We start from the raw sequence: 23087 nt of genomic DNA, 5'->3' as shown, positions 1-23087 counted from the left end.
TTCCAGCACGGTATCAGCCCGTTTCAGATCGCCAAACGACGTCGTCTACATCCGCTGCTGCCCGGTCTGATCGACCATGGCATCCGGTGCCAGTAGCTCAATGGCGCGGCGAGAAACCTCGGCAGCGTCTTGTCCCGAGACCAGCACATAGTTGTCAGGCCGCACGACGGCCGCGGTAGCACCGAGACTGCGAAGCCAGTCATAGTGGGTGCCGTCCACATCGGACAGGACGACTCCCTGTGCCTGAGCGCCCAAGCCCACCAGAGTGATCCCCGCTGTGCTCACAGCCTCCGGATCAATGTCGGCCAGCGCATCTTCGGTCGCGAGAAGACGGAAGCCACTCCCGACCAGTTCGTCGAGGAGCGCGGTCATGCGCCCATTGCTCGCCCGGCCTTGGACCGACAGCGTACGGCCGCCAGGTCCGAAGAATCCGGGGCCCAGGCCGGGCAGCCGAATCCGGTCGGGTTCCACCAATGCGGCGCGACGGGTGCGCAGTTCTTCGTCGCGCTCAGCGGCAAGTACTGGATCACGCAGGGTGTGCTGGCGGCCTAGGCGCATGCTGGTGGCGGTGATCGCGCGTACGTGGGGCTCTCGTTCGGTCTGGTAGGTGTCGAGTACGGCAGAGTCGTGTACGCCGCGGAGCACCCAGTCGAGTTTGAAGGCGATGTTGCCCGCGTCGCGGATACCGGAACACAGCCCCTGTCCGAGGAACGGCGGCATCTGATGGGCGGCGTCGCCGGCCAGCAGGACTCGCCGGTCTCGCCATTGATGCGCGATCAGGGATCGGAACGTGTAGTCCGCGACCCGGACGAGGTCGGCGTCGTCGGTCGACAGATAGCGTCTTACCCGCTCCCAGGCTCGGGTTTTGCTGCGTTCAACGTCGAGGTCTGCCTCGGTGTCGAGCATGAAGCAGAAACGCTGGTGTCCTGATCCGGTCGTGATGATGGTGGTCGGTTCGTCAGGGTCGCCGATCTGGAGTGCACCCGGCAGACCGAGTTCCTCGGCCGGCCGTCGCAGTTTGAAGTCACACACCAGCCAGGGCTCGGAGAATCCCAGGTCGTCCAGTCCGATTCCCAGTGCCTCGCGGACGAAACTGTTGCCGCCGTCAGCACCGATCACATACCGCGCCGCGAAGTCTTCCCCGGTGTCGGTCCGTACGACGACCTGGTCGTCTTGCTGGTTGACCGCGGTGACGGTTGTGCCGAATCGAAGCTCTACCGACGGCAGGGATCTGCAGAGCTCGTGCAACGCGTTTTCCAGATCCGGCTGGTGGAACGTCGCCATGTCGGGCCAGCCGCTGTCACCGATGCTCCGGCACACCTGCTCGATCAGCAGTTCTCCTTGCCTGTTGCGCCATTCGTAGCGCTCCTGCACGTGCAAACCGGGCAGAAGCGCCGGTGCCAGCCCGAGTGCCGCCATGGTGCGTAAGGTCTCACTGTCGAAGCTCGCGGCGCGCGGCAACCCGTAGCGGCCCGGATAGCGCTCGAGGACCAGCACCGAGTGACCGGCCTTACCCAGCAACGCCGTCAGGACCAGCCCCACCGGCCCGCAACCCACCACGATGACATCTTGCTCACTCATAATTCGTTCCCTTCAGGGTGGCGGCTGTTCAGGGAAGCAGGACGAGCTTGCCGGGGCCGTGTCCGGCAATCCCTGCCTCGTGTGCCTTCGCGGCGTCATCGAGCGAGTAGGTGGCGTCGACGATGACCTTCAGTTCGCCCGATCCGGCACGCTCGGCCAGGTCGGCCCGAGCGGCGTGCCGAACCTCGGTGCCGACGTCTTGGCCGGGACCGTTGCCCAGCACTTTGATCCCGGCCGCGGCGCGCCGCTCAGACCCGGTGATCGAGGCAATCCTGTTGCGGTCGGCAACCAACTCTAGTGAGGTGTCGAGTGCTTCGTCGCTGCCAACCAGATCAAGCGCCGCCGTAACTCCGTTTGGCGCGGCGGCCCGAACTCGATCGAGCAATCCTGGTCCGTACATGACGGGCGTCGCGCCTAGGTCGCGCAGGAGCTCGTGGTTGGCCTCGGTGGCCGTGGCGATCACGGTCGCGCCTTGGGCGGTGGCCAGCTGGACGGCCATCAGCCCGACGCCGCCGGAGCCGCCATGGATGAGGACGGTGTCGCCCGTGCCGACTCCGGCCGCGTGCAGCGCGTGAGTCGCCGTGGTGCCGGTGAGCATCAGCCCGCCGGCTTCCGGCCAGTCCAGTGTTGCCGGCTTCGGTATCAGCGAGGTAACCGGCGCCGTGACGTACTCGGCGTAGGCGGCGGTGACGGGATAGACGATGACCTCGTCGCCGACCTGGACACCGTCGGCCTGCGGTCCGACCTCGGTCACCACACCCGCGCACTCCAACCCGAGCGCCGGCAGGTTGTCCGTGCCGACTCCTGCGGAGTCCTTGTTCTGGTCGGCGACCCGGTGAAAAGCACCGCTGTAAAGCTTCCAGTCGATCGGGTTGACCCCGGCCGCACGGATCTGAACCACAACGCCGTCATCGGGCGCAGTCGGTGCGGGAACCTAGGCGACTTCCAGCACATCGGGGCTTCCATAGCTGTTCGGACGAATGATTTTCGGCATGTCTTCATCATCAACAGTCAGTAATATGATGTCTAATGCATGTTTTACAGTATAAATATGCACATGATCGATATGAGGATGACCGATGCCTGAAGAGTTGGATCTGAATCTGCTCCGCGTCTTCGACGCCCTCATCGACACCAGCAGCGTCAACGAGGCGGCACTGCGTCTGCACCTGTCCCAGTCAGCGACCAGTCATGCCCTGGGCAGGCTCCGGCGAGCTATGAACGATCCGATCCTGGTGCGCGCCGGCCGACGCCTGGTGCCCACCACATTCGCGCTCGACGCAGCACCACGGGTACGGAATCTGCTCGCGACGGCGGCCACGCTCCGGGTCAGCCCCGAATTGGACGACCCCCGATCATGGGAGCGGACATTTGCCATTCGGCTGAACGACGGACTGATCCCGGTGCTCGCGCCGCGAGTGACTCGCCTGGTGACCGCGTCCGCGCCCGGAGTCCGGATCCGGTTTGTCCGCCAGGACTCCAAAGACCCCGATCAGCTCCGCGATGGTTCGCTCGACCTCGATGTCGGGGTGGTCGGGCCGCCGCCCCCCGACGTATTCACCGAAAGGCTCTTCACCGATCGCTTCGTTGCGGCTGTGGCGGCCGATTCCGCCCTAGGGCAGGCAGCAGAATTATCGGTCGACGATCTGTGCCGTTATCCACACATCTCGTCGTCCCGCCGAGGCCTGGCGCGCGGCCCGCTGGACGATGCGCTGAAACGTGACGGGCGTTCGCGGCGAGTTACGGCAGTCGTCCCCTCGTACGCGGTCGGTGCGTTGATCGCGCTGGAGCAAGATGTCATCTGTCTGGTGCCACTCACCGTCGCACGCCACTTGGTGGATCGTGCCGTCCCGTTGCGCTGGCACGAAGTCCCATACCACCTGCCGGAGGCCGACGTCGAGCTTCGATGGCACCGCCGAGCCGACACCGACCCGGCATCCCGCTGGCTGCGAGCCCGAATCCGTGAGGCAGTCCAGCCACTTCTCGAAACGTCACCGTAGGCGTGATCGAACCAAGACCGCGGACATCTCCCGGCGGCATGCGGCTCTAGTCAGCGCCGAGCTGATGTTCCATTCGGCCGACCACCCGGCCCGCGCGCCACCGTCCGCCGAGATCAGCAGCCAATGCGATGAGGCTCGAGCCTGCGGGCAGGGACAGCCGCGGCCCGCAGCAAGGATCGGCTGAGGCCTCCTCACGCCATCATGATGGGCGGAGTGGACGGAACGACCAGGCGGACGTATCCCGTCAGTTGCTTTAACTGGCCGTCCTGTTGAATCTCTTGTTGCGCCTCCAGGTGCCGCAGATGTGACCTCGAGTCATCCGTGCGGGTCGTGAGCGCGGTCGACGTTAAGCACCGCCTGAAGGCGGCGATTTTCGCCGGCGATCTTGTTTGATGCGTCGGAGTAGGCGTTTTCTGAACGACAGGTTTCGTCGTCGGACGACGTCCGTCTGAGCCACTCTGGGAACGGCCGCATCCCGGATCCGCCCTCGACACGCGCGGCCGGCGATTCTGTCATTATCACCGGTCCAAACCGGGCGGGGTTACCCAAAAGCGTCGGCTCACCCATGTGCTACTTGGTCGAGCGTGCGGTGGCGGAGTTCGGTCGCCAGCCTTGCCAGCCTCGGCACAACACGTAGGCGATCGCGGTGGCTACCACTAGGCCCGCGTCGATGGGCCAGGTGTTCGCAGCATCGGGAGTGTTGCTCATTGCCGCGACGATGCCGAAGACGGTGATGGCGATCTTGTGGAGGAAGATCAGTTCCCACGGGCCGCGTTGGTTGCGTGGGGCAACGATAATCATCGTGAGGAGGCCGACGAAGACGAGGTAGGCGAGGGTTCGCCAGGCTTCGGACATCAGGCGATCGGGCGCGACGTCGAACAGGATGCTGACGCCGTTGGCGAACGCGCCGAGTGTCGCGAGCGCACACAGGGCGAGCAGCCCTCGTCCGGTCTTGTCTGCCAGTGCGGCGGTGATCAGGTTTTTCTTCATGACTGCTCCTCGAGTGGTCGGGGATTCGCTTGCTTTACACCTGTTAACTTACATGTCCAGTTAACAGGTGTAAAGTGAATCGCGAGGCGACTTCGAAGGATCGTGTTCGCAACAAGCGCGGTGAAGGCACGCAGTTACGCGACGAGATCGTCAGTGGCTCGGCCAGGCTGCTCAAGCAAGGCGCGGAGCGCAGCGTCACGCCGCGCGCGGTGGCCCTGGAGGTAGGGATCTCCGCGCCGGCCATCTACCAGCACTTCGCCGACCGCGATGCGATCCTGCTGGCGGTCGCCGAGGTCGCCTTCGCCGAGCTGGAACACGAGCTGAACGACGTGGGTGACCACGCCGACCCCGCTGACCGGCTCCAAGCGGTCTCCGCGGCCTATCTGACCTTCGTCAAGTCCAATCGGCCGGTTGGCGGCGTTGGATGTCGCTGTTGCTCAGCGGGCTCTGGAGGCTGCGTCGGCGATGATGCCGGCCGCGACGTCGTGGAGTTTGATGTTGCCGGTCTGGGAGGTGCGCACCAGGAAGTTGAACGCCCGGTCGGGGTCGAGCTGATAGCGCTCCACGATAATGCCGATCGCCTGGCCGATGGTGTTGCGGGTGGTCAGTGCTTCGTTCAGGGTTTCGTCTTGGCGGCTCCAGCCCAGCGCGGCCGCGGCGAGGTTAGCGAACAGTACGGCGAGCCGGTGGTCGTCCACGCCGATGCCGTGGGGTTGGTGGGAGTACAGGTTGAACCCGCCGCGCACGTGGGGGTCGGCGTGGAACTGGAATGCCAGCTGCGACCCGATCCCGTACTCGGCGGCGACGCGGGGCCCGTACTTCGGCCAGCGCGGGTCGCTCCGGATGTCGTCGACCTGCACGACCGGCTCCTTGAGCACTGCCGTCAAGCATGGCCCCTCACCCAGTTCGTATTGCAGTTCGTCGGCCCGTACAGCGACGTCGTCGGTTGGGGCCAGGGTCTGGATTTTGCCGTCTTTGTCGGTGATTGAGATGCTCGCGTGGTCGATGCCTGGTGTCGCGGCTACGACCGCGGCGGTCAGGCCTTGCAGTGTGTCGTAGACGTCCATCGGGTAGTGCATCGACAGTGCGATCTTCTCCATGACAGCGACAAGCTCCGGGAGTTCCACGGCTCGGTCCGATCTCAGCCCCCGCACCTTCGGCGCGGGATGGCTACGTCGTCAATCGCCGAGGATGCACAGCTGACCACTGGGCGAAGAATCACCGGTGCTCCTGACAGTACGCCCGCAGCGCTCCGGGGTGAACACGGCACTCATGCGTCGTGCGATGCCGTTGCGGGCCTTCGCGCTGACTACCAGCACGACCGCCATTAGTTCGCACAGTGCCATGATGGATCGATGGAGGAAGCTCGCGACCTGCTGGAAACGCAACGACGACAAGCGCTCCGACGGCTGGCGAGCCTGACGGGCGACTTTGACGAGGTGGTCGCAGCCTCACGAGACTCCAACGCCGACGACGAGCACGACCCCGAGGGCGCGACCATCGCCTTCGAGAGATCTCAGGTCACGTCGCTTGTGCAACAGGTCCAGAAGCAGCTGGCGGAGATCGACGCAGCATTCGACCGACTATCAGCCGGCACCTACGGCACGTGCGAACACTGCGGCCAACCCATCAGTGCAGGCCGTCTACAAGCCAGACCTGCGGCCCGCACCTGCATCACTTGTGCCCAGCTCACATCCTCGTGAAGTGAGCCTTGCGGGCGACCTGGAGTTTTGTGTCCCCAGACGCGAGCGTTCGTGGACACCGCCGGCGTCGAAACGGATGGTGTGCGAGTCCAGACTGTCACTGGAACTGTTGCTGGGGCTCGCCGAGGCGCGCCTATGGGGTGAGCTCGGGGGCGAGACCGTCGCCGGTCGCGGCCCGAGCAAGGGCGCGGCCCAGCGATGGTGCCTGCTTGAAGAGATTGTGACCGGCGACGAAGAGAGTGGGCCCTGACTCCCAGACAGCTAGGCCGTCCTCACTCCACGGGAGGTCGGTCACCCAGCAGTGGACGAACTCACGCGGCTCCGGGTCGAGGCCCGGCAGGGCGCGTGCGACGTACTTGCGTGCGCGCTGGTCCAGTGATCGAACTGCTGCCGGGTCGATGAACGTGCCGTCGTCGCGGACGCCGACAGTTTCGCTGAGTCCGACGGCGTAGCGGGAGTTGCCGGGCAGCGGCGCCGCGTAGACGCCGACTTCGCCGAAGTCGCCGCTGCCGTCTTGCAGGCATGCGACACGTGTCGGAGCGGCGGCTTTCACGGCGAAGGTCAGCCGCACGTGTGCCGCGAGGCGGATTGGCAAGGAAAGGCCGACGCTCCGCGCCAGGCGGGCGGTTTCGCGGCCGGCGCACACGACCACCTTTGAGTATTCAGCGCAGCCGGTGACGCTGCGCACCTCGACTGCCGTACTGCTGTGCGGGTCGATCGAGATCACCTCGCCGGTGACGACCGCGTCCCCGAGCTGATCCGTGAGCGCCTTGATCGCGGCGCGGGTACGGATCGCGCCGCCCGTCTCGTCGAACACCGCCGGTCCTGAGTAGCCGGCGAGCAGCGGCATGCGGTCGGCGAGCTCGGCGGAGTCGATGGCGTGCGCGGCCACGCCGCCCACGCGGTCGAGCACCCGCAGCCGCGCGAGCGCGCTGTCGCCGATTGCCACCACACCATCTGATGAGACCAGTTCGACGCCGAACCGTTCGGCCCACTCCGCCCACACTCCGCGGCTCTCGCGCGCAAACGCGACAAGCCGGGGATCGTCGTGCGCATGCCGGAAGATCCGCGACTCGCCGGCCGACTGGCCGTGGCCAGGTAGACCGGCCTCGTACAGGTGCACCGCGACGCCCTGTTGACTCAATGCGTACGCGGTCGAGAGGCCAACGATTCCGCCTCCGACCACCGCAACCTCTGCCGAACCTGTCATCGGACCGCGCGAACAGTGGCTGCTGGTTGGGGGGTGAGGTCGCTGCCTGACCCGATGCCTTGCTGGTCGGGGACAAGAGCGGCATGTCGATCGGGCCCGTCGTCGTACTGTTGCTCGACGGCGGCAGTCAGGAGTGCGATTTGACGGTCGAGTGCTGGTTGCCGATCCGGTGGGGCCACCGTTTTGAGGTCCTGGAGCGCGGCGAAAAGCCGGCGCGGGATCTGTGGTGAGGCGGCGCCGGCGAGGCGGAGTTCGTCGAAGACGAGTCGGACGTAGCCGTCCCAGCTGATGACGCGTTCGATGAGCCGGAGTTCGCCTGCCGCGTCGCAGTGGCGGCCGGTGGGGAAGGTGCGGGTTGCGAGCTGGCGCAGGCCGTCGTGGAGGCGGTCGATCACCATGACGGCGGTAGTGGGGTCGGTGAAGGGCTGGGCGATGCTGCGTTCGGCGATGTCGACGAGCTTGCGGAAGCCGTAGGCGGGGTCGTCGCCGTGGGTGCGTTCGCCTGCGAGGACGACGAGGTCGGCCAGGTGCGTGTGGTCCAGACGGTCGGGGTGTCCGTCGATCCGGAACAAGGGGGCGCCGGCGGGTACGAAGTCACCCATCATCGGAACGAGTTCGAGCACGCAGTCGGCTTTCTGGGCAGCCGCGATCAGGGCTGGGTGGTCGAGGTCGACCACGATTCCGGGCTCGGGGGAAGCGACGATGTCACGCCGGCTCGACGCGGCCTGGCCGGGTGGGTAGAGCCGATCGATCTGTTCGTGGAGGTGGTCGCCGACCAGGTCGATCAGGCCGGCGACACGCAGCGAGTTCCCGGCGTGGTGAATGTAGAGGAACAAGGCGGCGATGCTGGCGAGCTGAAGTAGGTAAGCCATCAGGACCGTCAGCCCGGGTACGGTGCCGTCGCCGGCAGCGTTGACTTCTCGCAGCGCGAGGATGGCGAAGGTGAAGGTGGCCGCGAACAGCCCGTAAGCGAGTTGGCTGGCGCGGTCCTGCAGCAGTGCCCGCACGATCCGCGGCGAGAACTGGCCCATGGCCAGCTGTACCGCCACCGTGGTGACCGTCAGTACGAGCGTGGTCAGCGTGACCATGGCCGAGGCGATCGTGGCGAGAATGGACGACACCGCGTCGGGTTCGCCGGTGATGCTGGTCGGAATGAGGCGGTCGCCGAAGGCCCGGTCGATCGCCACGGTGACTAGGGACAGCACAATCGCTGCGAGCACGCCGAGCAGTGGAACGATCCACAGCTCGCCGCGCAGGCGGTGCCGGGCACGCAGCGACAGCATCAGCGACTTCCCCTCAGTAGGCGAATTGGTGCTCCAGTGCCCGGTGGCAGTGCGGTCAACCCCTCGGCGTGCCGCTGCGTGGTGACTTGTCCGGGGTCATCTCCCGGGCTGGAAGACGGCCCGGACGCAGCCGTCTTCCTTGTTCTTGAACATGTCGTAGCCGCGCGGGCCTTGGTCCAGTGGCATCAGGTGGGTGGCCAGGTGTTCGGTGGTGAGCTCGCCCCGGGCCATGTGCTCGAGAATTTGCGGGATGTAGCGGTGGCCGTGTTGCTGCGCCCCGCGCAGCGTGAGGGCTTTGTTCATCACCGCTCCGAGGGGAAATTTGTCGACCATCCCTGCGAAGACTCCGAGGGTGAACACGGTTCCGCCTTTGCGGCAGGCATGGATGGCTTCCCGTACGGCGGTCGGCCGGTCGGTCTGCAGCCGCAACTGCTGTTTGGCCTGGTCGTAGAGGTAGGCCGGGCCGGGACTGTGCGCTTCCATCCCGACGGCCTCGATACACACATCGGGTCCCTGCCACCGGTGGCTTCGCGCAGTTCGGCGGCCACGCTGACTTCCTCGTAGTTCAGCGTTTCGGCTCCGATGTGCTGCTCGACCTGCTGCAGGCGGTTGACGAACCGGTCGATCACGACGACGCGTTCAGCTCCCATGAGCTGCGCCGCGGCGGCGGCCATCTGCCCGACCCCGCCGGCGCCCCACACCGCGACCACATCACCGGGCTTGACCTGGGCTTGATCGGCGCCGGTCCACCCGGTCGGGGCAGCGTCGGAGGCGAACAGTGCGGTCAGATCGGGCACGCCGTCCGGGACCGAGAACGCGCCCTGGTCGGCGTAGGGCACCCGGACGTAGTCGGCGTGGCTGCCGGCGTACCCGCCGAGAGCATGGGAGTAGCCGTAGCAGCCGCCCGGCGCGAAGCCCCACAGTGCCTCGGTGATCGCTGGGTTGGGGTTGCCGTTGTCGCACAGCGAGAACAGCTTGTTCTGGCAGTACCAGCAGCGGCCGCAGCTGATAAACGAGCAGACGACGACCCGGTCGCCGACCTGATGGTTGCGGACCGCCGAGCCGATCTCGGCGACCTCGCCGAGGAACTCGTGACCGAGCACGTCACCAGCCCGCATGAACGGGACGTAACCGCCGAGCAGGTGTAGGTCCGAGCCGCACGTGGTGGTCAGGCTCACCTTGACGATCATGTCCTCGGCGTTGAGGAGCTGCGGGTCGGGGACCTCTTCGACAGAGGTCTGGTTGATGCCGGTCCAGCACAGTGCCTTCACAGCACTCCCTCCTGACCGGCGCGCCTGGTTGCCGCGTCGAGCAGCAGTCCGCCGGGTGTGTACCGGCGTTTGCCGTGCGGTGCCGGGTCGACCCTGAGCACTTCACCGACTTCGATGAGCTGTTTGGCCTGGCGTAGCGCCGAACGGACCGCCTGCTGCGGGGTCTCGCCCTCGGTCCGGGCTGCGGCGTCGTCCGATCCGGAGGCTCTGAGGTGACGCAGCCGGACGGCCAGCTCCGTGCCCTTGCCGCCGGGAGCGGCTCGGACCTCGACCTCGACGGTGTCGCCCAGGTCCGTGATCGGGTCGGGCCACCGTCCCTGCGGCGCTACCTCTTCTGGTGGGCGGTTGATCGTGACCGTGAGCCATCGCCGCTGCGACTCGTTGTCCGTGGATCCACGGGGAGATTGGAGGATGCGGCGGACAACAGCTCCGCCGACGACCCCGCCCGCCAACACCATGCTCACAACTCGTTTCATGTGTTATCTCCAGACGGTGACGATCGTGGGTGAAGTCACGGATGCCGCGGTCGCATGGACGAATCGAGCAGCTCGAGGATCATTGGGGCTGTCACGCCGAGGCGCAGCCTCTACTCGGTCTCCCCGGGCAGCTTGTACGCGAGCACATCGATGGTCTGGATGCTCGGTTCTGCGCTAAACAACTCGTCTGCTTGCGCGGCGAGTGCCTGACCGACGCCGCCCGACAGGTGGGCCTGGCGGGCGTCGTCGTCGGGGAACACGTCGAAGATCCCGAAGGTCGACTCGTCGTACTGGACAGCGAACCAGGCCCGCGTCCCCTGCTCCTGCTCGACGACGGAACGCGCGCCGCGGAGAAAGTCCGCGACGTCTTTCTCCTTGCCGGGCTTGGCCTGCACGATCACCGACAGCGCAACCTCGATCATGCTCCGCCTCCCGCCCGGGCCGGCTGCGCGGCCTGGCTGAACAGATCCACGATCGCGGCACAGAAGGCCGGGAGGTCGTCGGGCGAACGGCTGGTGATCAGGTTCCCGTCGCGTGCCACCTCTTCGTCCACGACGTTCGCGCCGGCGTTGCGCAGGTCGGTGCGGATGCTCGGGTACGAGGTCAGCGTCCGGCCCGCCGCGACGCCGGCCTCGATCAACGTCCACGGTCCGTGGCAGATCGATGCGACCGGCTTACCGGTGGCCATGAAGTCGCGCACGAAGCCGACGGCGGCGGCGTCGACTCGCAGCTGGTCGGGGTTCACCGTGCCGCCGGGCAGCAGCAGAGCGTCGTAGTCATCGACCGAGGCCGACTTGACCAGGACATCGACCGGGAAGGTCCCGGCCGCCTCCAGGTCGTGGTCGCGGGCCTGGATCTCACCGTCGTGCAGTGACAACAGTTCGGTCGCCGCTCCGGCATCCTGCAGAGCCTGTCTCGGTTGTTCCAGCTCCACACGCTCGACACCGTCGGCCGCCAGGATCGCGACCCGCTTGCCGTGCAACTCGCCTGCCATGTCCGGCTCCGTTCTGTGAGAGGGGTGCCGGCCTGCCCGCACGGGCAGGCCGGCTGCTTGCCGTCGAGCTCAACGTGAGAGGGACGGTCAGCGGGCGCCTGCTCCGGCCTTGTGCTTGGCGGAGCCGTTCGGGTGCAGCACGATCTTGGTCCAGCCGTCGTCGCGGTTGTCGAAGTGTTCGTAGGCGTCGACAGCCTGCTCCAGGGACAGGTCGTGGGACACGATCCAGGAGGGTGTGGCCTTGCCTGCGGCGATCAGGTCGCGCAGCCGCCGGTTGTACTTCTTGACCGGGCACTGTCCGCTGCCCAGGGTCTGGCCCTTGAACCAGTGCAGGCCGTAGTCGAAGGCCACCTGACCCTGCTTGGCCAGCTTGTCGGGGCCGCCGGGGTCCTGCGGGACGTAGACGCCGACCGAGCCGATGCCGCCGGTGAACCGCACCGACTTGACCAGGTTGTTCATCGTCATGTTCGGGTGCTCGGTGCCCTGAGGGTCGTGCGCCTGATAGCCCACGCACTCACATCCCCGGTCGGCCCCCAAGCCCATCGTCTGGTCCATCACGAACTCGACAGGATCGACCTTGGAGTCGTCGATCGCGATCGCACCGATCTGTTCGGCGAGCCGTAGCCGGTCCGGGTGACGGTCGACGACCATCACCTTGCCGGCCCCCTTGATCGTCGCCGACAGCGCCGCCATCAACCCGACCGGCCCCGCACCGTAGATCACCACCGAATCCCCGGGCAGCACGCCGGCCATCTCGGTGGCGTGGTAGCCGGTGGGGAAGATGTCGGCGACCATCACGTAGTCGTTCTCCTTGTCCACCGAGTCCTCACCCAGCCGCAGACAGTTGTGGTCGCCGTACGGAACCCGCAACAGCTCCGCCTGCCCTCCCTGCCAGGGCCCCATGTCGGCGAACCCGTAGGCGGCGCCGGCCATCTGCGGGTCCGGCTGGGTGGTCAGGCAGTAGTTGGTGAAACCTCGCTCGCAGTTCTTGCAGAACCCGCAGGAGACGTTGAACGGCAAGACGACCCGTTCACCGACCTTGACCTTGTCGACGCCCGCACCGACCTCGACGACCTCGCCGAGATTCTCGTGCCCGAACGTGCGGCCGGTCTCGAAGTCGGTGCGTCCCTCGTACATGTGCAGGTCCGACCCGCAAATGTTCGTGGCCGTGATCCGCACCAGCACGTCCGTCGGCCGTTCGATCTCCGCGTCCGGGACATCCTTCACGCTGATCTTGCGCGGTCCGTCGTACACGACAGCTTTCACGGTAAGCCTCCTGGGATCGGTACCACGGCAAGGGATGTACGGGCCGAATGCCCGGTCGTCCAACCCGGTCAATCGAGCAGCTAGGCGACACCTGTTCACCCTCGCAGTGACCACTGGCCATCACCAGGACAAGGTTTCTACTGCACATGAGCCGCGGCCTAACGCTGGTCCTGGTCAGCGTCAGCGGACGCGGCGCTCCGACCTCGCAGGATGTGCGCCGCGCCCAGACCCCCCATCAATCTGGCATCAGGTCTACCGTGGCTGATCATGGAGCTCCGACAGCTCCGGTACTTCGTTGCTGTAGCCGAAGAACAACACTTCGGGCGAGCCGCCCGCAGGCTGCGCATCGCCGCGCCGTCGCTATCCCAACAGATCCAGGCCCTGGAACGGGACCTGCACGTCACCCTGCTCGAGCGCAGCCCGCGCGGCGTGCACCTCACCCCCGCAGGCCAGCTCATGCTCGAACACGCCCGCGTCCTCCTCGCCCGAGCCGAACGCGCCCGCAACGAAGTCCGTTGCGCCGACGGCCGCCACCGCCACCTCACCCTGCACGTCGTGTCAGGCATGGAGCACGTCTTGGACAGCCCCCTGCGCCACCTGTCCGGGACAGCCTCCGGCCTGCAGGTCACCACTGCGACTAGCACCGACCACGACGCGATCCTCGCGGTCCGCGAAGAAAACATCGACGCCGCCATAGTGTGGGTCCGCGCCACGCGAGACCACGACCTCGCCGGAACCGTCCTGCAACAAGTCCCGGTGCACCTCGCCCTGCCCGCCGGGCACCGGCTCGCCGAAGCCGAAGCAGTCCGGGTCGACGACCTCGCCACTGAGACGATCGTGATGTTTCCCCGCAACCTGTTCCTCGGCATCTGGGACTGCATCATGGGTCACCTGTTCCCTGACGGGCCTTCTCGTCTGGACCAGGTGCTCACCCAACCAGACCTCATCAACGCCCCCGAAGCCCTACTGCGCTCGGTTGCTGCAGGTGACGGAGTAGCGCCGGTCGTCCCGGCGATGGCCGAGCACGTCCCGGTCTCCGGAATCGTCGTCCGCCCTCTCATCCCGCCCCTGCTGGCCCCCATCGAGCTGATCTGGCACGACCCCGCCCACCCCGCACTCAAGACTGTCGCCGCCCTCCTCACACACCACGCAACGCCACCGGCGGCGTGACCCGGCCAGCACGGACCGCGATCCAGCCGACCGGGCAACAGAAACCGAGTCCGCTCGCCGACGTCGAGACGCTCCCGGCGGACTGATCAGGTGACTGAGAGGCCGGTGTCGCGCAGCTGCTGCTCGGCGTCGGTGCGGCGCTGCCGAGGGTGCTTCAGTGATTCCTCGAGAGCGGCGACCTCGCCGAGCCAGGCACGGTCCTTGGCTTCGGTCAGGCGGGCTTCCGCGTTGCTGGCACGGAGTGCCGTAGGGGCGGTGGCACTCTCCGAGCGCGACCTTGCGCAGCAAGAAGTGGTCTTCGAACTCGGTCCATTCCTCGCCCGTGGCAGCGCGCATCTCGCCGAACGGGCGGGTTTCGCGGCGGCGTTCGATGAAGTGCTGGTGGGCGGCGATGACCTCTTCGGGAAAGACGGCGGTGTAGCCGCGGCTCACGGCGAACTCAGGGCCGCCCGGCGTCGACCGGCCGATTCGTCTGTGGTCGACCTGGCGCAGCGCCGACCCTGAGACAGCTAGGCCCTCCGTGACGGATTGGAGTCACCGGTCGATGCTGGCCATGTTCGCCTCGTTGTGGCGATCGCCCGCGGCCGGGGTGAGGTTGTTCAGGCGGTCGAGCTGCGCGGCGCTGAGTTCGATGGCGTCGGCGGCGGTGTTCTCTTCGACGCGCGAGACCCGCCGGGTGCCGGGGATGGGTGCGATGTCGTCGCCGCGGGTCAGCAGCCACGCCAGCGCGGTTTGTGCCGGGGTGGCGCCGATCTCGGCGCCGATGGCCTGTACTTCGTCGACGATGCGCAGGTTGCGCTGGAAGTTCTCGCCGGTGAAGCGCGGGTTCGTCTTGCGCCAGTCGTCGTCGGCGAAGTCGTCGACGGTGCGGATCTGCCCGGTCAGCAGGCCGTGCCCGAGCGGCGAGTAGGGCACGAATCCGATGCCGAGCTCACGCAGCAGCGGGAGGATCTGGGTCTCGACGTCGCGGGTCCACAGCGAGTATTCGGTCTGAAGCGCGGCCACCGGGTGCACGGCATGGGCCCGGCGGATCGTGTCGGGACCGGCCTCGGACAGTCCGATGTAACGGACCTTGCCCTCGGCGACCAGTTCGGCCAACGCGCCGATCGTGTCTTCGATGGGCGTGTTCGGGTCGACGCGGTGCTGGTAGTAGAGGTCGATGTGGTCAGTGCCGAGCCGCTGGAGTGAGCCTTCGACGGCGGCCTTCACGTTGCCGGGGCTGCTGTCGATCGTGCCGGGGCCGCCGCCTGAATGCGAGACCAGGCCGAACTTCGTCGCCACCACGACATCGTCGCGCCGGCCCTTGATGGCTTGGCCGACGATTTCCTCGCTGTGGAAGGGGCCATAGATCTCGGCGGTGTCGATGTGGGTGACTCCAAGGTCCAGCGCACGATGGATGGTGCGGATCGATTCGGAGTCATCGAGCCCTCCGCCCGTGGTGTAGACGCCGGCCATGGTCATGGCTCCCAGGCCGATGCGGGAGACATCGAGCCCGCCAATTGATACGTGCTTCATCAAGTACTCCTTGTCTAGAGGCCGTCAGGCCTGGTCGATGTTGTTCACGCTTGGGTTTCGTCGTAGGCCAGGTTGTCGCCCAGTTCGCGGGACGCCTCGGCCTGGGCGAGAAGCTCGGTTGCCTTGACCTCGGCGGCCTCGATGGCGTCCGCCCCGGCGACGAAGCGCCGCAGCGGCTTGTCCTGGTCGGCGATGGTGAGCAGGGCGCGGGCAAGTTTGGCGGGGTCGCCCGGCTGCCGGCGGTTCATGGCCTTCATGCCCTCGATCCTTGGGGCGGTACGAGAGGCGTAGTCGTCGATGGACAGCTCTGGCCAGGCAGTGGAGCCGTCCACGAGAAGTTCGGTGCGGAAGTAGCCGGGCTCCACGATGGTGGTGTGGATGTTGTACGGCTCGACGTCGTAGCGCAGGGACTCCATCCAGCCCTCTTCAGCGAACTTGGAGGCGGCGTAGGCGGCGGTGAATTCCATGCCGACGAGTCCGGCGGTCGAGATAATGGTGATGATGTGGCCGGCACGCTGTGCTCGCATGAGGGGCAGGACGGCGCGGGTGACATTCATCGGACCGAAGAGGTTGGTCTCGAACTGCCGGCGCATCTGGGCGGGCGAGATTTCCTCGAAATAGCCGGTGAAGAGGTTCCCGGCGTTGTTGATCAGGACGTCGATGCGGCCGAAGCGGTCGACGGCGGCCTGCGCTGCAGCCCCTGCGTCCGCGATGTCGGTGACGTCCAGCTTGGTGACCAGCAGGTCGTTGTGCGGCCCGTCCAGGGCCTTCGCGACCTCCTCGGGGCGGCGGCCGGTGGCGACGACCTGATGGCCGGCGGCGAGGGCCTCGCGGGCGATGTCCGCGCCCAGACCGCGGCCGGCGCCGGTGACGAAAATGACCTTGCTCATGGGTTCCTTTCAGGTGCCGTGGCGCCGCAAGTTTCGGCGGGCCGCACCGCTCTGGCTGGCACACCACCAACAGAACCGGTTGTCACGCTTCCGCGGGAGTCCCTGACGATGGGGTCACTGACAGGGACCCCCAAACCGGCCCAAGCGCTCGTAGAGTGAAATGCATGACAGGAAACGACCCCGACGGCGCCAATCGCGGCATCCGCGACGAATTCCGCGCGGAGATCCGGGAATTCCTGGGCACACGACGGGCCAGGGTCACCCCCGAGCAGGCCGGACTGCCCCTGTACGGCGGAGAGCGCCGACGGGTCACCGGGCTGCGCCGCGAGGAGGTCGCCCTCCTCGCAGGCATCTCCAGCGAGTACTACACGCGACTCGAGCGCGGCAACGCCACCGGCGTCTCAGAGAGCGTCATCGAGGGCATCGCGACGGCACTGCAACTCGACGAGGCCGAACGCATGCACCTGCTCGACCTCCTGCGCGGCGCCAACACGACCCGTCCACCGCGCCGCCGGCCCGTCCAGCAACGGGTCCGGCCCGCAGTGCAGCGCGTCCTCGACTCGATGACCGGCACACCTGCGTTCATCACCAGCGGGCGCGGAGACATCCGGCTATCAATCCGCTCGGGCGAGCCCTGTTCGCGCCGGTCTACGCAGACCCGGTGCGGCCCCCCAACAATGCCCGGTTCGTCTTTCTCGACCCACACGCGACCGTGTTCTTCCGCGACTGGGACCAGGTCGCGGGCGACACGGTCGCGATGCTGCGCGCCGAGGCAGGCCGCGATCTCTACGACCGGCGGCTGACGGACCTGATCGGTGAACTGTCCACCCGCAGCGAGGAATTCCGCCACCGCTGGGCGGCCCATAACGTCCGGATGCACACCACGGGCGTGAAGCTCCTCCACCACCCGGTCGTCGGCGACCTCGACCTGCCCTTCGAGACCTTCCCGCTGGGCTCTGACCCCCGCCAGGTCCTCGTCACCTACACCGCCGAGCCCGCATCACCCACGCAGGACGCCCTCAACCTGCTGGCCAGCTGGGCCGCGACCAACGACGACATCACGCGGTCCGCGCCGGACAACGAGTCCGAACCAGCCGACTCCGCCGATACACCCCACTGATCGACCAGCCACGCCCGACGAGCCGCCCGAGCCGCCGCCGAAGACCAAACCTTGCGTTCACCTTCAGCTCGAACTCGACGCGCCCCAGCCTGTACTCAACATCCAATTCGGACCCCAAGTTGCCCACGGCCACCGTGTCACCGGCCCGAACCTGGGCGAGAATTCCGCGGGTGCATTGACCAGATCAATCACCGCGTCATAGACATGTCCACGACGCGCACGCCCACGCAAGGCAGGACAAGCCAGCGGCCGCCTCAAGATAAATGGCGAGCTGGTGATCTCGGTCGAGGGCCGGTTGAGCTTCGACGCGCTGCAGCGGCGCATGGTCACCGCGCCGGCGGAGGCGAGGCATCTCGTCGCGACCGTGCCGGCCTCGTACGTCGCGTTCGATCTGCTGGCGATCGGCGGCGTCGACCTGCGGACCCAGCGCTGGACCGTACGCCGTACTCGGCTGGAGAAACTCGCCGCGAGCTTCGCGTTGCCGCTGCAGCTGTCGCCGGTGACAGCCGACATCGAGGAGGCACGCGAATGGTTCGACGTACTGCCTGCGGCGATGGGCGTCGAGGGCCTGGTCGTGAAGGGCGCGAGCTCCCGGTACGTCGGTGGCCGGCGCGAGTGGCTGAAAGTGAATTCTGTTGGGGTGCGTCGTGTTCGGTTGGCGAGCACCGCAGGTGATTTGCCAGGTCAGGGCGCTGCGCCACGTCCAGGAATGGTGCGCGACGGGTGTCGCGCACCGGGTGGTGGCGGCGGTGACGACGCCGGAAATGCCTGAAATGTCACGAGAAATGAGGGCAGGATCGTCGCATGACCACTCGGGACCGACTCGCACGACATTCCACCTTCTCCAATCCGGGCCGGCACGGCCGGCTGCTCCGTGAGCTGTCCGGGATCGAGGAGATCTGCACGGCAGTCAGCAATCTTGTCCTCCACTATCGCGCCGAGGCGCACCTGCTCCGCGATGACCGTCGCTGCGAGATCAACTCGCGCTGGGTCTCAACCCTTCTGGACCTTGATCAGGCACGGCATCCCCGCCCAGCGCTGGATCCACGGCCGCCTGGCGACCGGGTAGCGGGATGCTGTCGTGATCATTCCCTGCTCGCGGTCGCAGCTCTTCGCGAGCATGAAACCCCGGCACGGACCCGGGTGGGCTTCACCGGCTACTTCCCGGGACCTCCAGACTTCCGGGGCGATCATGTCGTCGCCGAATGGTGGAACGGCCACCGATGGCAGCGGTTCGATCCCGAACTCGAGCCGGGGAGTCGCTCATTCGACGTCCGCGATCTGCCGACCGGTGAGGGTGCACCCTTCGAGACTGCCGCGGAGGTCTGGACGGGCTATCGTGCAGGTCGCCTCGATTCGGTGCGCTATGGAGTGGCGCCGAACTCGGAGCTATCCGGTCCGGGATTCATCCGGACGTACGTGATCATGGAAGTCCTGCACCGGTACGGTCACGAGACACTCCTATGGGACGAGGTCGGCACCGGGATCACCGATTCCGATGCCGACGAGGTCGCCCGGCTGCTGCTGGCCGCCGACGCCGGAGATTCGGCGGCCGAAGATCACCTGGAGCGGCAGTTCCAGACCGACCCGAAGCTCCGACCGGCACCAACAGTCACCCAGCTCTCGCCGTATGGGGACCCACCGGTCACGATCGACCTCACGCCGCACCCTCGGCCGTGAAATTTTCGCGGAGGTGGCACGTCGAGGAGCGGCCGTGAACCTCAGTCTCAATGCCGGATGTTGAGCTGAGTCATCAGTTCGCGATTGGCCGCTCGGGCAGCGGTTAGCTCATCGCTGCGTTCTTCGAGCTGGCGGCGCAGCTCGAGGAGTTGTTGCTCGCGGTCGGTGAGCGCCCGCTGGAGGCTGCGGATGTCATCGGGTGCACCGAGACCACTGTCGCGAAAGACGGCCTCACCAAGGCTTTCCGATAGCCGGTTTTCCAGGGCACGGATGTGTTGCCGAAGCCGGATGTTGAATGCGCGCGTGTTGAGCAGGTCGGCACGAAGAGACGCGATGCTGACAGCGTTGTTGGTGGCTGCCGGTTCTGCTGGGACAGCGGCTGCGGCCGAAACTGCGGCGTGCAGGTCTGCACGGCGGTGGATGAAGCTGCGATGCACTCTGGCAGCACTGGCGATCGATGACACAGTGATTACCGCACCGGCGGAGAGACGGCTTGCGCGGCCGTCTCGTACTGGACCTTACTTCCTTCTGAGAGACGGCATCGACGGGTCAGGACATCATTTCTGCGGGCTACTTCCGTGATGTGGCTTGGACGGGTGCGGATCCCGCGCCGGCTCCAGGAGCTCCAGGGCTCGATCAGGTCGAAGGTGCCGCTGTTGGAGCAGGAACTGAACCGGCCACCCACCACTGATGAAATCGCTGACTACCTAGGGGCCACACCCGAAGAGATCACCGAGGCGCGGGCAGCCAGGGGCTGTTTCAGCGTGCTGTCCCTGGACCGGCCAGCTGATGGTGACAGTCTTGATCTGGTCGGCACGCTGCCGGCAGCGGCCGACCAGGACCTGGAGCAGTTCGAGACTCTGGACGAGCTCACGCCGCTGCTGGCGGATCTTGACGACCGGTGCCGGCGGATCCTGCACTTGCGCTTCGTCGAGGCCAAGTCCCAAACCCAGATCGGGCAGGTCATCGGCTGTAGTCAGATGCAGGTCTCTCGGCTGCTCAGGGCCACTCTTGACCGGCTCCGGGCCCAGCTGGGCGTCACCGCCATCGCCGCCTGACCTGCTCGATGGACGCTGACCAGCGCGGTACTAAGTGGGTAGCTGTCCGGTTTCGAGTACATGACCAGCGACGTCGCGCAGGCGCCGGTTGCCGTTTTGGGAGTGCTGCTTCAGCAGGGTGAAGGCCTGCAGCGGGTCGATCTTGTAGCGCTCCATCAGCCGGCCGACGGCCTGACCGACCTCCTTGCGGACATCGATCGCCTCGTTGAGCGAGGCCTCTGTCTGGGTCGACGCGACCGCGATCGAGGCGTGCAGCGCAAGCAACTGGGCCGCCTCGATGTCGCCCTCATGGAAAACGAACGGCTCCGACGAGACCAGGTTCAGGACACCGCTGGTGGAGTGCGCGGTGAACAGGCGAATCGCCAAGGCGCTGCGGATCCCGTTGGCGGCCGCGGTCGGCGCCCATTTGGGCCACCGATCATCGGCGGCGGTGTCCTTGACCAGCACGTTGCAGGATCGGTGATGGCCAGCAGGCTCGGACCCTCACCGAGGTCGATCTGCAGCTGGTCGGCGACAGTGACCAGCGGATCGGTCGCGGCGATCGTTTCCGGCGCTGGCGCCGCATCAGCATCACCGAAGCGTGGTCGTAGTGCAGCGCCTCGACGGCGAACTCCAGCACTCCGTCGACCGTGGCGACAACCCCGATCTGGTCGTGCAGGTTCATCGCCAGATCGCCGAAATCCGCAGCTCGGTCAGTCATTCGCGCCCTCCTCGCGCCAGGCAACATCAAAGACCGGCACTGGCCTTTGACGGGTTTCGAGCGTATGCAGCTGCGTAGGTTCCAGCCCTGCCAAGAGACGGTCTACAGGCCTAGGCCCAGCAACAGCTAGGGCGGCCTTTGGCGCACACGGGGCCGAACGCCAAAGGCCTGGATCAACCCAATCCCGGCCGGGACACAAAGGTGATCGTGGCGCTCCTGTCACCACCGCCGGCCGATCGCAAACCTGCGAGATGGACCCACCCAGCGTCACGGCAGTACGTCGGCACAGATCAACCGGCTGGCAGCCTCGAGCACGGGAGCGCCGGCCGCGGTAGCGCGAGATTCGAGCAGAGACCTGGCCAGCTCGGAGCCGATCAGATACATCTCGACCAAGATGCCTTCAGCAACTGAAATCACCAGCACCAAGTAGGCGAAGCTGAAAGTAGGGAACCGCTGATTGTCGTCGTGGTGGTCCACAAGGACCGCCCGCCTTCACGGCCATACTGCCCGGCCGAAGATTGGTTCACCGAGGACGGCACACCTTGGCTGGCGAGTCCGAAAAACCGACGGTCCTCACCCACGGTACGTGCAGACCGCGCCACGCACCCAGTCGAAGCACGTTCAAGCAGAAACTGGCCACTACCAACTGCCCGCTCAACGATGCCTCCGACGCCCATTGGGTGCTGGGGATTGAAGGCAACACGGGAGGTGGCTCAGGCGGACGACTTCCTCAAGCGCGAATAGTGCACGGTTCAGATACCGTTCGTTGTTAACGTATTGAGAGGACGTCCGTTGCCTCTAGCCACAACGCATCAATGTTGTGTTAGATGCAACGGTGTCTGAGGCAGGAAGCGGCCTTCCTGGAGCTGCAAACCTTGTGCTCGTAGAGGGACTTGGTTTCCTGCAGCCAGAGCTGGCGGTGCTGGAGGCAATGATCCAGGGCTGGGATCGTCAGCAGCAGGTCCGCACACCATGTATGGGTGCGGCAGGCCGATCCAGCGCCTGCTGGGCTCGGGGCCTCTGAGGGAACTCTGATTAGGTGGGCTTTGCTACGCGGCCATCCCGGACTCGGCGTGGTGTTTGGCGGTAATTGCCGAGCTGTGGTGAGCCAAGTCGGGGTCGCGTGGATCGGCCCGATGGCAGTTGACTCCTTGCGAGGTCCAGAGCCTTCCGCCGCCTGGTGAGGTACCGCCCCGGGGCGTAGCCGAGGGCCAGCCGGCCGCGTCGGTTCGGTGCGATGCATGCGCTGCGCGGCTATGATCCGGTCCCGGAAATCATCCTCGAAGTAGATCTGCCCGTGGCCTGGTCCGCCGTCGAGCCTGATCGTCGGTCCACCTGCCATCAGTGCACTCCTCAACATCATGGGTTCGGTGCATCAATCGCGGCGATGTCACCGAGGGGTCGTCGGACCGCGGACTGTTAGCGGTCAGGGGCCTCGGGTGCGGCTTGGCGGAGGTTGTCCTGGGGGATCCAGGCGATATGACCGTCCCGGACTCGCCCGAGCCATTGGCCACCGTCGCGAACCCAGGCATCCAGCTCACCCGACTCCCAGGCGGTCAGGTGCTCGACGCGCTGGGCGGGGTCGACGGTGCGTACTTCGTCGGCCGGCCGCGGGCCGTGAGCGTTGAACTGCAGGTCGAGGTCGGTCTTCAGTTGCTCGGCCGCGGCCCGCTCGAGGTTGGTGACGCGCCAGCCGTTGACGGCGCCGTCCCACGCCCCCCAAGGTGCCGGATCCGTCGTCTGAGAGTCGCACCGTGAACCGTCCAAGCATGGACTGACGGCAGCCTATTTTCGAACACATGTTCTAGTTTTGGAGGGTCGAAGGAAAGCATAGATGGCTACAACAATCCGCCGGAGAGGTCATTAACCGTCTGCCGAGCGGTTGCTGGGTCGCGGGACAGCCCAAAGTTGTTAGGAGCCAAAGCGAAGATGGCCGCGTGCGCCACGTATGCCGTCGCGTTGCAGGCCGGCGGTGCGATGAGGATTCAGTGAGAGCGGGCCCGGCCCGCACGGAAGGGATCGTCGTGTCAGTGCTTTGGCGTGGAACCGGCGCGCGGCTACTTCTTTCGCAGCAGGTACACGTCCCCGTTGCCTGATCGATCGCTGTTGAAGATGAGGTCGGTGTTGTTGATGAATGACGCATGGGCGTGCAGTAGCTCGTTGCTATGGCTTTCTTCGGA

Annotated in this window: 27 protein-coding genes and 2 pseudogenes; 10 read left to right on the top strand and 19 right to left on the bottom strand. The window is 66.3% G+C overall.

What is annotated here, in order from left to right; translation table 11 throughout:
• Positions 1 to 45: 45 nt before the first annotated feature.
• Positions 46 to 1581: a bifunctional 3-(3-hydroxy-phenyl)propionate/3-hydroxycinnamic acid hydroxylase gene (locus AB0P21_RS39205; protein WP_363704223.1), complete on the bottom strand. Its 1536-nt coding sequence runs from the start codon at positions 1579 to 1581 to the stop codon at positions 46 to 48.
• Positions 1582 to 1609: 28 nt separating this feature from the next.
• Complete coding sequence (locus tag AB0P21_RS39200) at positions 1610 to 2482, bottom strand: NADP-dependent oxidoreductase (RefSeq protein ID WP_363704221.1); 873 nt, start codon at positions 2480 to 2482, stop codon at positions 1610 to 1612.
• A gap of 178 nt (positions 2483 to 2660) precedes the next feature.
• On the opposite strand from AB0P21_RS39200, the gene AB0P21_RS39195 reads away from it, so the two are divergent.
• On the top strand, positions 2661 to 3581 hold the full coding sequence (locus AB0P21_RS39195) for a LysR substrate-binding domain-containing protein (RefSeq protein ID WP_363704219.1): 921 nt from the start codon (positions 2661 to 2663) through the stop codon (positions 3579 to 3581).
• A gap of 570 nt (positions 3582 to 4151) precedes the next feature.
• Here the strand turns inward: AB0P21_RS39195 and AB0P21_RS39190 are convergent.
• Positions 4152 to 4571, bottom strand: a complete 420-nt coding sequence (locus AB0P21_RS39190; RefSeq protein WP_363704217.1) for a hypothetical protein — start codon at positions 4569 to 4571, stop codon at positions 4152 to 4154.
• 74 nt (positions 4572 to 4645) lie between these two features.
• On the opposite strand from AB0P21_RS39190, the pseudogene AB0P21_RS39185 reads away from it, so the two are divergent.
• A pseudogene (locus AB0P21_RS39185) lies at positions 4646 to 4798 on the top strand (hypothetical protein); the annotation flags it as partial.
• A gap of 210 nt (positions 4799 to 5008) precedes the next feature.
• On the opposite strand, the gene AB0P21_RS39180 reads toward AB0P21_RS39185, so the two are convergent.
• Positions 5009 to 5638 carry a GAF and ANTAR domain-containing protein gene (locus AB0P21_RS39180; RefSeq protein ID WP_363704215.1) on the bottom strand — a complete coding sequence of 210 codons (630 nt, stop codon included), beginning with the start codon at positions 5636 to 5638 and terminating at the stop codon, positions 5009 to 5011.
• 288 nt (positions 5639 to 5926) lie between these two features.
• Between AB0P21_RS39180 and AB0P21_RS39175 the strand changes: the two genes are divergently transcribed.
• Positions 5927 to 6274 (top strand): TraR/DksA C4-type zinc finger protein, encoded by a 348-nt coding sequence (locus tag AB0P21_RS39175; protein WP_363704213.1) that lies wholly within the window; start codon positions 5927 to 5929, stop codon positions 6272 to 6274.
• Positions 6275 to 6407: 133 nt separating this feature from the next.
• Here AB0P21_RS39175 and AB0P21_RS39170 read toward each other — a convergent pair whose 3' ends face one another.
• The 8 genes from AB0P21_RS39170 to AB0P21_RS39135 all read right to left on the bottom strand — a co-directional run bounded on the left by AB0P21_RS39170 (position 6408) and on the right by AB0P21_RS39135 (position 12774).
• A complete protein-coding gene (locus tag AB0P21_RS39170; protein WP_363704211.1) occupies positions 6408 to 7484 on the bottom strand; it encodes an FAD-dependent oxidoreductase in 1077 nt (358 codons plus the stop codon).
• Positions 7481 to 8767 carry a DUF2254 domain-containing protein gene (locus tag AB0P21_RS39165; RefSeq protein WP_363704209.1) on the bottom strand — a complete coding sequence of 429 codons (1287 nt, stop codon included), beginning with the start codon at positions 8765 to 8767 and terminating at the stop codon, positions 7481 to 7483. Before AB0P21_RS39165 ends, AB0P21_RS39170 begins: the two co-directional genes overlap by 4 nt.
• Before the next feature lie 96 nt (positions 8768 to 8863).
• On the bottom strand, positions 8864 to 9070 hold the full coding sequence (locus AB0P21_RS39160) for a hypothetical protein (RefSeq protein ID WP_363704207.1): 207 nt from the start codon (positions 9068 to 9070) through the stop codon (positions 8864 to 8866).
• The gene (locus AB0P21_RS39155) at positions 9070 to 10038 is read right to left on the bottom strand and encodes an alcohol dehydrogenase catalytic domain-containing protein (protein ID WP_363704205.1); all 969 of its coding nucleotides are present in this window, start codon (positions 10036 to 10038) and stop codon (positions 9070 to 9072) included. The genes AB0P21_RS39160 and AB0P21_RS39155 overlap by 1 nt, the downstream gene beginning before the upstream one ends.
• Positions 10035 to 10514 (bottom strand): hypothetical protein, encoded by a 480-nt coding sequence (locus AB0P21_RS39150; protein WP_363704203.1) that lies wholly within the window; start codon positions 10512 to 10514, stop codon positions 10035 to 10037. Before AB0P21_RS39150 ends, AB0P21_RS39155 begins: the two co-directional genes overlap by 4 nt.
• A 110-nt stretch (positions 10515 to 10624) precedes the next feature.
• Positions 10625 to 10936 (bottom strand): antibiotic biosynthesis monooxygenase, encoded by a 312-nt coding sequence (locus AB0P21_RS39145; protein ID WP_363704201.1) that lies wholly within the window; start codon positions 10934 to 10936, stop codon positions 10625 to 10627.
• Entirely contained in the window at positions 10933 to 11508 is a 576-nt protein-coding gene (locus AB0P21_RS39140; RefSeq protein ID WP_363704199.1) for a type 1 glutamine amidotransferase domain-containing protein, read from the bottom strand. Before AB0P21_RS39140 ends, AB0P21_RS39145 begins: the two co-directional genes overlap by 4 nt.
• Before the next feature lie 87 nt (positions 11509 to 11595).
• A complete protein-coding gene (locus tag AB0P21_RS39135) occupies positions 11596 to 12774 on the bottom strand; it encodes a glutathione-independent formaldehyde dehydrogenase (protein ID WP_363704197.1) in 1179 nt (392 codons plus the stop codon).
• 267 nt (positions 12775 to 13041) lie between these two features.
• Here AB0P21_RS39135 and AB0P21_RS39130 point away from each other — a divergent pair, with 267 nt between their 5' ends.
• Both AB0P21_RS39130 and AB0P21_RS39125 read left to right on the top strand, forming a co-directional pair.
• Positions 13042 to 13944 (top strand): LysR family transcriptional regulator, encoded by a 903-nt coding sequence (locus tag AB0P21_RS39130; protein ID WP_363704195.1) that lies wholly within the window; start codon positions 13042 to 13044, stop codon positions 13942 to 13944.
• Between the two features lie 255 nt (positions 13945 to 14199).
• Complete coding sequence (locus AB0P21_RS39125) at positions 14200 to 14448, top strand: hypothetical protein (protein WP_363704193.1); 249 nt, start codon at positions 14200 to 14202, stop codon at positions 14446 to 14448.
• Positions 14449 to 14478: 30 nt separating this feature from the next.
• On the opposite strand, the gene AB0P21_RS39120 is transcribed toward AB0P21_RS39125, so the two are convergent.
• Entirely contained in the window at positions 14479 to 15459 is a 981-nt protein-coding gene (locus tag AB0P21_RS39120; RefSeq protein WP_363704191.1) for an aldo/keto reductase, read from the bottom strand.
• Between the two features lie 44 nt (positions 15460 to 15503).
• Entirely contained in the window at positions 15504 to 16349 is an 846-nt protein-coding gene (locus tag AB0P21_RS39115; protein WP_363704189.1) for an SDR family oxidoreductase, read from the bottom strand.
• Positions 16350 to 16513: 164 nt separating this feature from the next.
• On the opposite strand from AB0P21_RS39115, the pseudogene AB0P21_RS39110 reads away from it, so the two are divergent.
• The 4 genes and pseudogenes from AB0P21_RS39110 to AB0P21_RS39095 form a co-directional block, all read left to right on the top strand.
• Positions 16514 to 16756, top strand: a pseudogene (locus tag AB0P21_RS39110) (helix-turn-helix transcriptional regulator); the annotation flags it as partial.
• Positions 16757 to 17010: 254 nt separating this feature from the next.
• Positions 17011 to 17469, top strand: coding sequence for a hypothetical protein (locus AB0P21_RS39105; protein WP_363704187.1), 459 nt, complete (start codon positions 17011 to 17013; stop codon positions 17467 to 17469).
• 259 nt (positions 17470 to 17728) lie between these two features.
• A complete protein-coding gene (locus AB0P21_RS39100) occupies positions 17729 to 18241 on the top strand; it encodes a hypothetical protein (RefSeq protein ID WP_363704458.1) in 513 nt (170 codons plus the stop codon).
• Between the two features lie 32 nt (positions 18242 to 18273).
• Positions 18274 to 19149 carry a transglutaminase domain-containing protein gene (locus AB0P21_RS39095; protein WP_363704185.1) on the top strand — a complete coding sequence of 292 codons (876 nt, stop codon included), beginning with the start codon at positions 18274 to 18276 and terminating at the stop codon, positions 19147 to 19149.
• A gap of 47 nt (positions 19150 to 19196) precedes the next feature.
• Here the strand turns inward: AB0P21_RS39095 and AB0P21_RS39090 are convergent, their stop codons facing one another.
• Positions 19197 to 19613, bottom strand: a complete 417-nt coding sequence (locus tag AB0P21_RS39090) for a hypothetical protein (RefSeq protein ID WP_363704183.1) — start codon at positions 19611 to 19613, stop codon at positions 19197 to 19199.
• A gap of 117 nt (positions 19614 to 19730) precedes the next feature.
• On the opposite strand from AB0P21_RS39090, the gene AB0P21_RS39085 reads away from it, so the two are divergent.
• Positions 19731 to 20207 (top strand): sigma-70 family RNA polymerase sigma factor, encoded by a 477-nt coding sequence (locus AB0P21_RS39085; RefSeq protein ID WP_363704456.1) that lies wholly within the window; start codon positions 19731 to 19733, stop codon positions 20205 to 20207.
• A gap of 30 nt (positions 20208 to 20237) precedes the next feature.
• Here AB0P21_RS39085 and AB0P21_RS39080 read toward each other — a convergent pair whose 3' ends face one another.
• The 4 genes from AB0P21_RS39080 to AB0P21_RS39065 form a co-directional block, all read right to left on the bottom strand.
• Positions 20238 to 20654: a GAF and ANTAR domain-containing protein gene (locus tag AB0P21_RS39080; protein WP_363704181.1), complete on the bottom strand. Its 417-nt coding sequence runs from the start codon at positions 20652 to 20654 to the stop codon at positions 20238 to 20240.
• A complete protein-coding gene (locus AB0P21_RS39075) occupies positions 20626 to 20907 on the bottom strand; it encodes a hypothetical protein (protein WP_363704178.1) in 282 nt (93 codons plus the stop codon). Before AB0P21_RS39075 ends, AB0P21_RS39080 begins: the two co-directional genes overlap by 29 nt.
• A 267-nt stretch (positions 20908 to 21174) precedes the next feature.
• On the bottom strand, positions 21175 to 21384 hold the full coding sequence (locus AB0P21_RS39070) for a hypothetical protein (protein ID WP_363704176.1): 210 nt from the start codon (positions 21382 to 21384) through the stop codon (positions 21175 to 21177).
• A gap of 942 nt (positions 21385 to 22326) precedes the next feature.
• On the bottom strand, positions 22327 to 22674 hold the full coding sequence (locus tag AB0P21_RS39065) for a hypothetical protein (protein WP_363704174.1): 348 nt from the start codon (positions 22672 to 22674) through the stop codon (positions 22327 to 22329).
• Between the last annotated feature and the right edge of the window lie 413 nt (positions 22675 to 23087).

Origin of the sequence: Kribbella sp. NPDC056861, from assembly GCF_040687575.1 — a bacterium.
Lineage (GTDB): Bacteria > Actinomycetota > Actinomycetes > Propionibacteriales > Kribbellaceae > Kribbella.
This window is presented reverse-complemented; position numbering and strand designations above follow the sequence as displayed.

What these genes read in the sequence shown, in the direction of transcription:
- AB0P21_RS39205 (WP_363704223.1), bottom strand. Translation starts at nt 1,581, where the DNA reads ATGAGTGAGCAAGATGTCATCGTGGTGGGTTGCGGGCCGGTGGGGCTG.
- AB0P21_RS39195 (WP_363704219.1), top strand. Translation starts at nt 2,661, where the DNA reads ATGCCTGAAGAGTTGGATCTGAATCTGCTCCGCGTCTTCGACGCCCTC.
- AB0P21_RS39190 (WP_363704217.1), bottom strand. Translation starts at nt 4,571, where the DNA reads ATGAAGAAAAACCTGATCACCGCCGCACTGGCAGACAAGACCGGACGA.
- AB0P21_RS39180 (WP_363704215.1), bottom strand. Translation starts at nt 5,638, where the DNA reads ATGGACGTCTACGACACACTGCAAGGCCTGACCGCCGCGGTCGTAGCC.
- AB0P21_RS39175 (WP_363704213.1), top strand. Translation starts at nt 5,927, where the DNA reads ATGGAGGAAGCTCGCGACCTGCTGGAAACGCAACGACGACAAGCGCTC.
- AB0P21_RS39170 (WP_363704211.1), bottom strand. Translation starts at nt 7,484, where the DNA reads ATGACAGGTTCGGCAGAGGTTGCGGTGGTCGGAGGCGGAATCGTTGGC.
- AB0P21_RS39165 (WP_363704209.1), bottom strand. Translation starts at nt 8,767, where the DNA reads ATGCTGTCGCTGCGTGCCCGGCACCGCCTGCGCGGCGAGCTGTGGATC.
- AB0P21_RS39160 (WP_363704207.1), bottom strand. Translation starts at nt 9,070, where the DNA reads ATGAACAAAGCCCTCACGCTGCGCGGGGCGCAGCAACACGGCCACCGC.
- AB0P21_RS39150 (WP_363704203.1), bottom strand. Translation starts at nt 10,514, where the DNA reads ATGAAACGAGTTGTGAGCATGGTGTTGGCGGGCGGGGTCGTCGGCGGA.
- AB0P21_RS39145 (WP_363704201.1), bottom strand. Translation starts at nt 10,936, where the DNA reads ATGATCGAGGTTGCGCTGTCGGTGATCGTGCAGGCCAAGCCCGGCAAG.
- AB0P21_RS39140 (WP_363704199.1), bottom strand. Translation starts at nt 11,508, where the DNA reads ATGGCAGGCGAGTTGCACGGCAAGCGGGTCGCGATCCTGGCGGCCGAC.
- AB0P21_RS39130 (WP_363704195.1), top strand. Translation starts at nt 13,042, where the DNA reads ATGGAGCTCCGACAGCTCCGGTACTTCGTTGCTGTAGCCGAAGAACAA.
- AB0P21_RS39120 (WP_363704191.1), bottom strand. Translation starts at nt 15,459, where the DNA reads ATGAAGCACGTATCAATTGGCGGGCTCGATGTCTCCCGCATCGGCCTG.
- AB0P21_RS39115 (WP_363704189.1), bottom strand. Translation starts at nt 16,349, where the DNA reads ATGAGCAAGGTCATTTTCGTCACCGGCGCCGGCCGCGGTCTGGGCGCG.
- AB0P21_RS39095 (WP_363704185.1), top strand. Translation starts at nt 18,274, where the DNA reads ATGACCACTCGGGACCGACTCGCACGACATTCCACCTTCTCCAATCCG.
- AB0P21_RS39085 (WP_363704456.1), top strand. Translation starts at nt 19,731, where the DNA reads ATGTGGCTTGGACGGGTGCGGATCCCGCGCCGGCTCCAGGAGCTCCAG.
- AB0P21_RS39075 (WP_363704178.1), bottom strand. Translation starts at nt 20,907, where the DNA reads ATGACTGACCGAGCTGCGGATTTCGGCGATCTGGCGATGAACCTGCAC.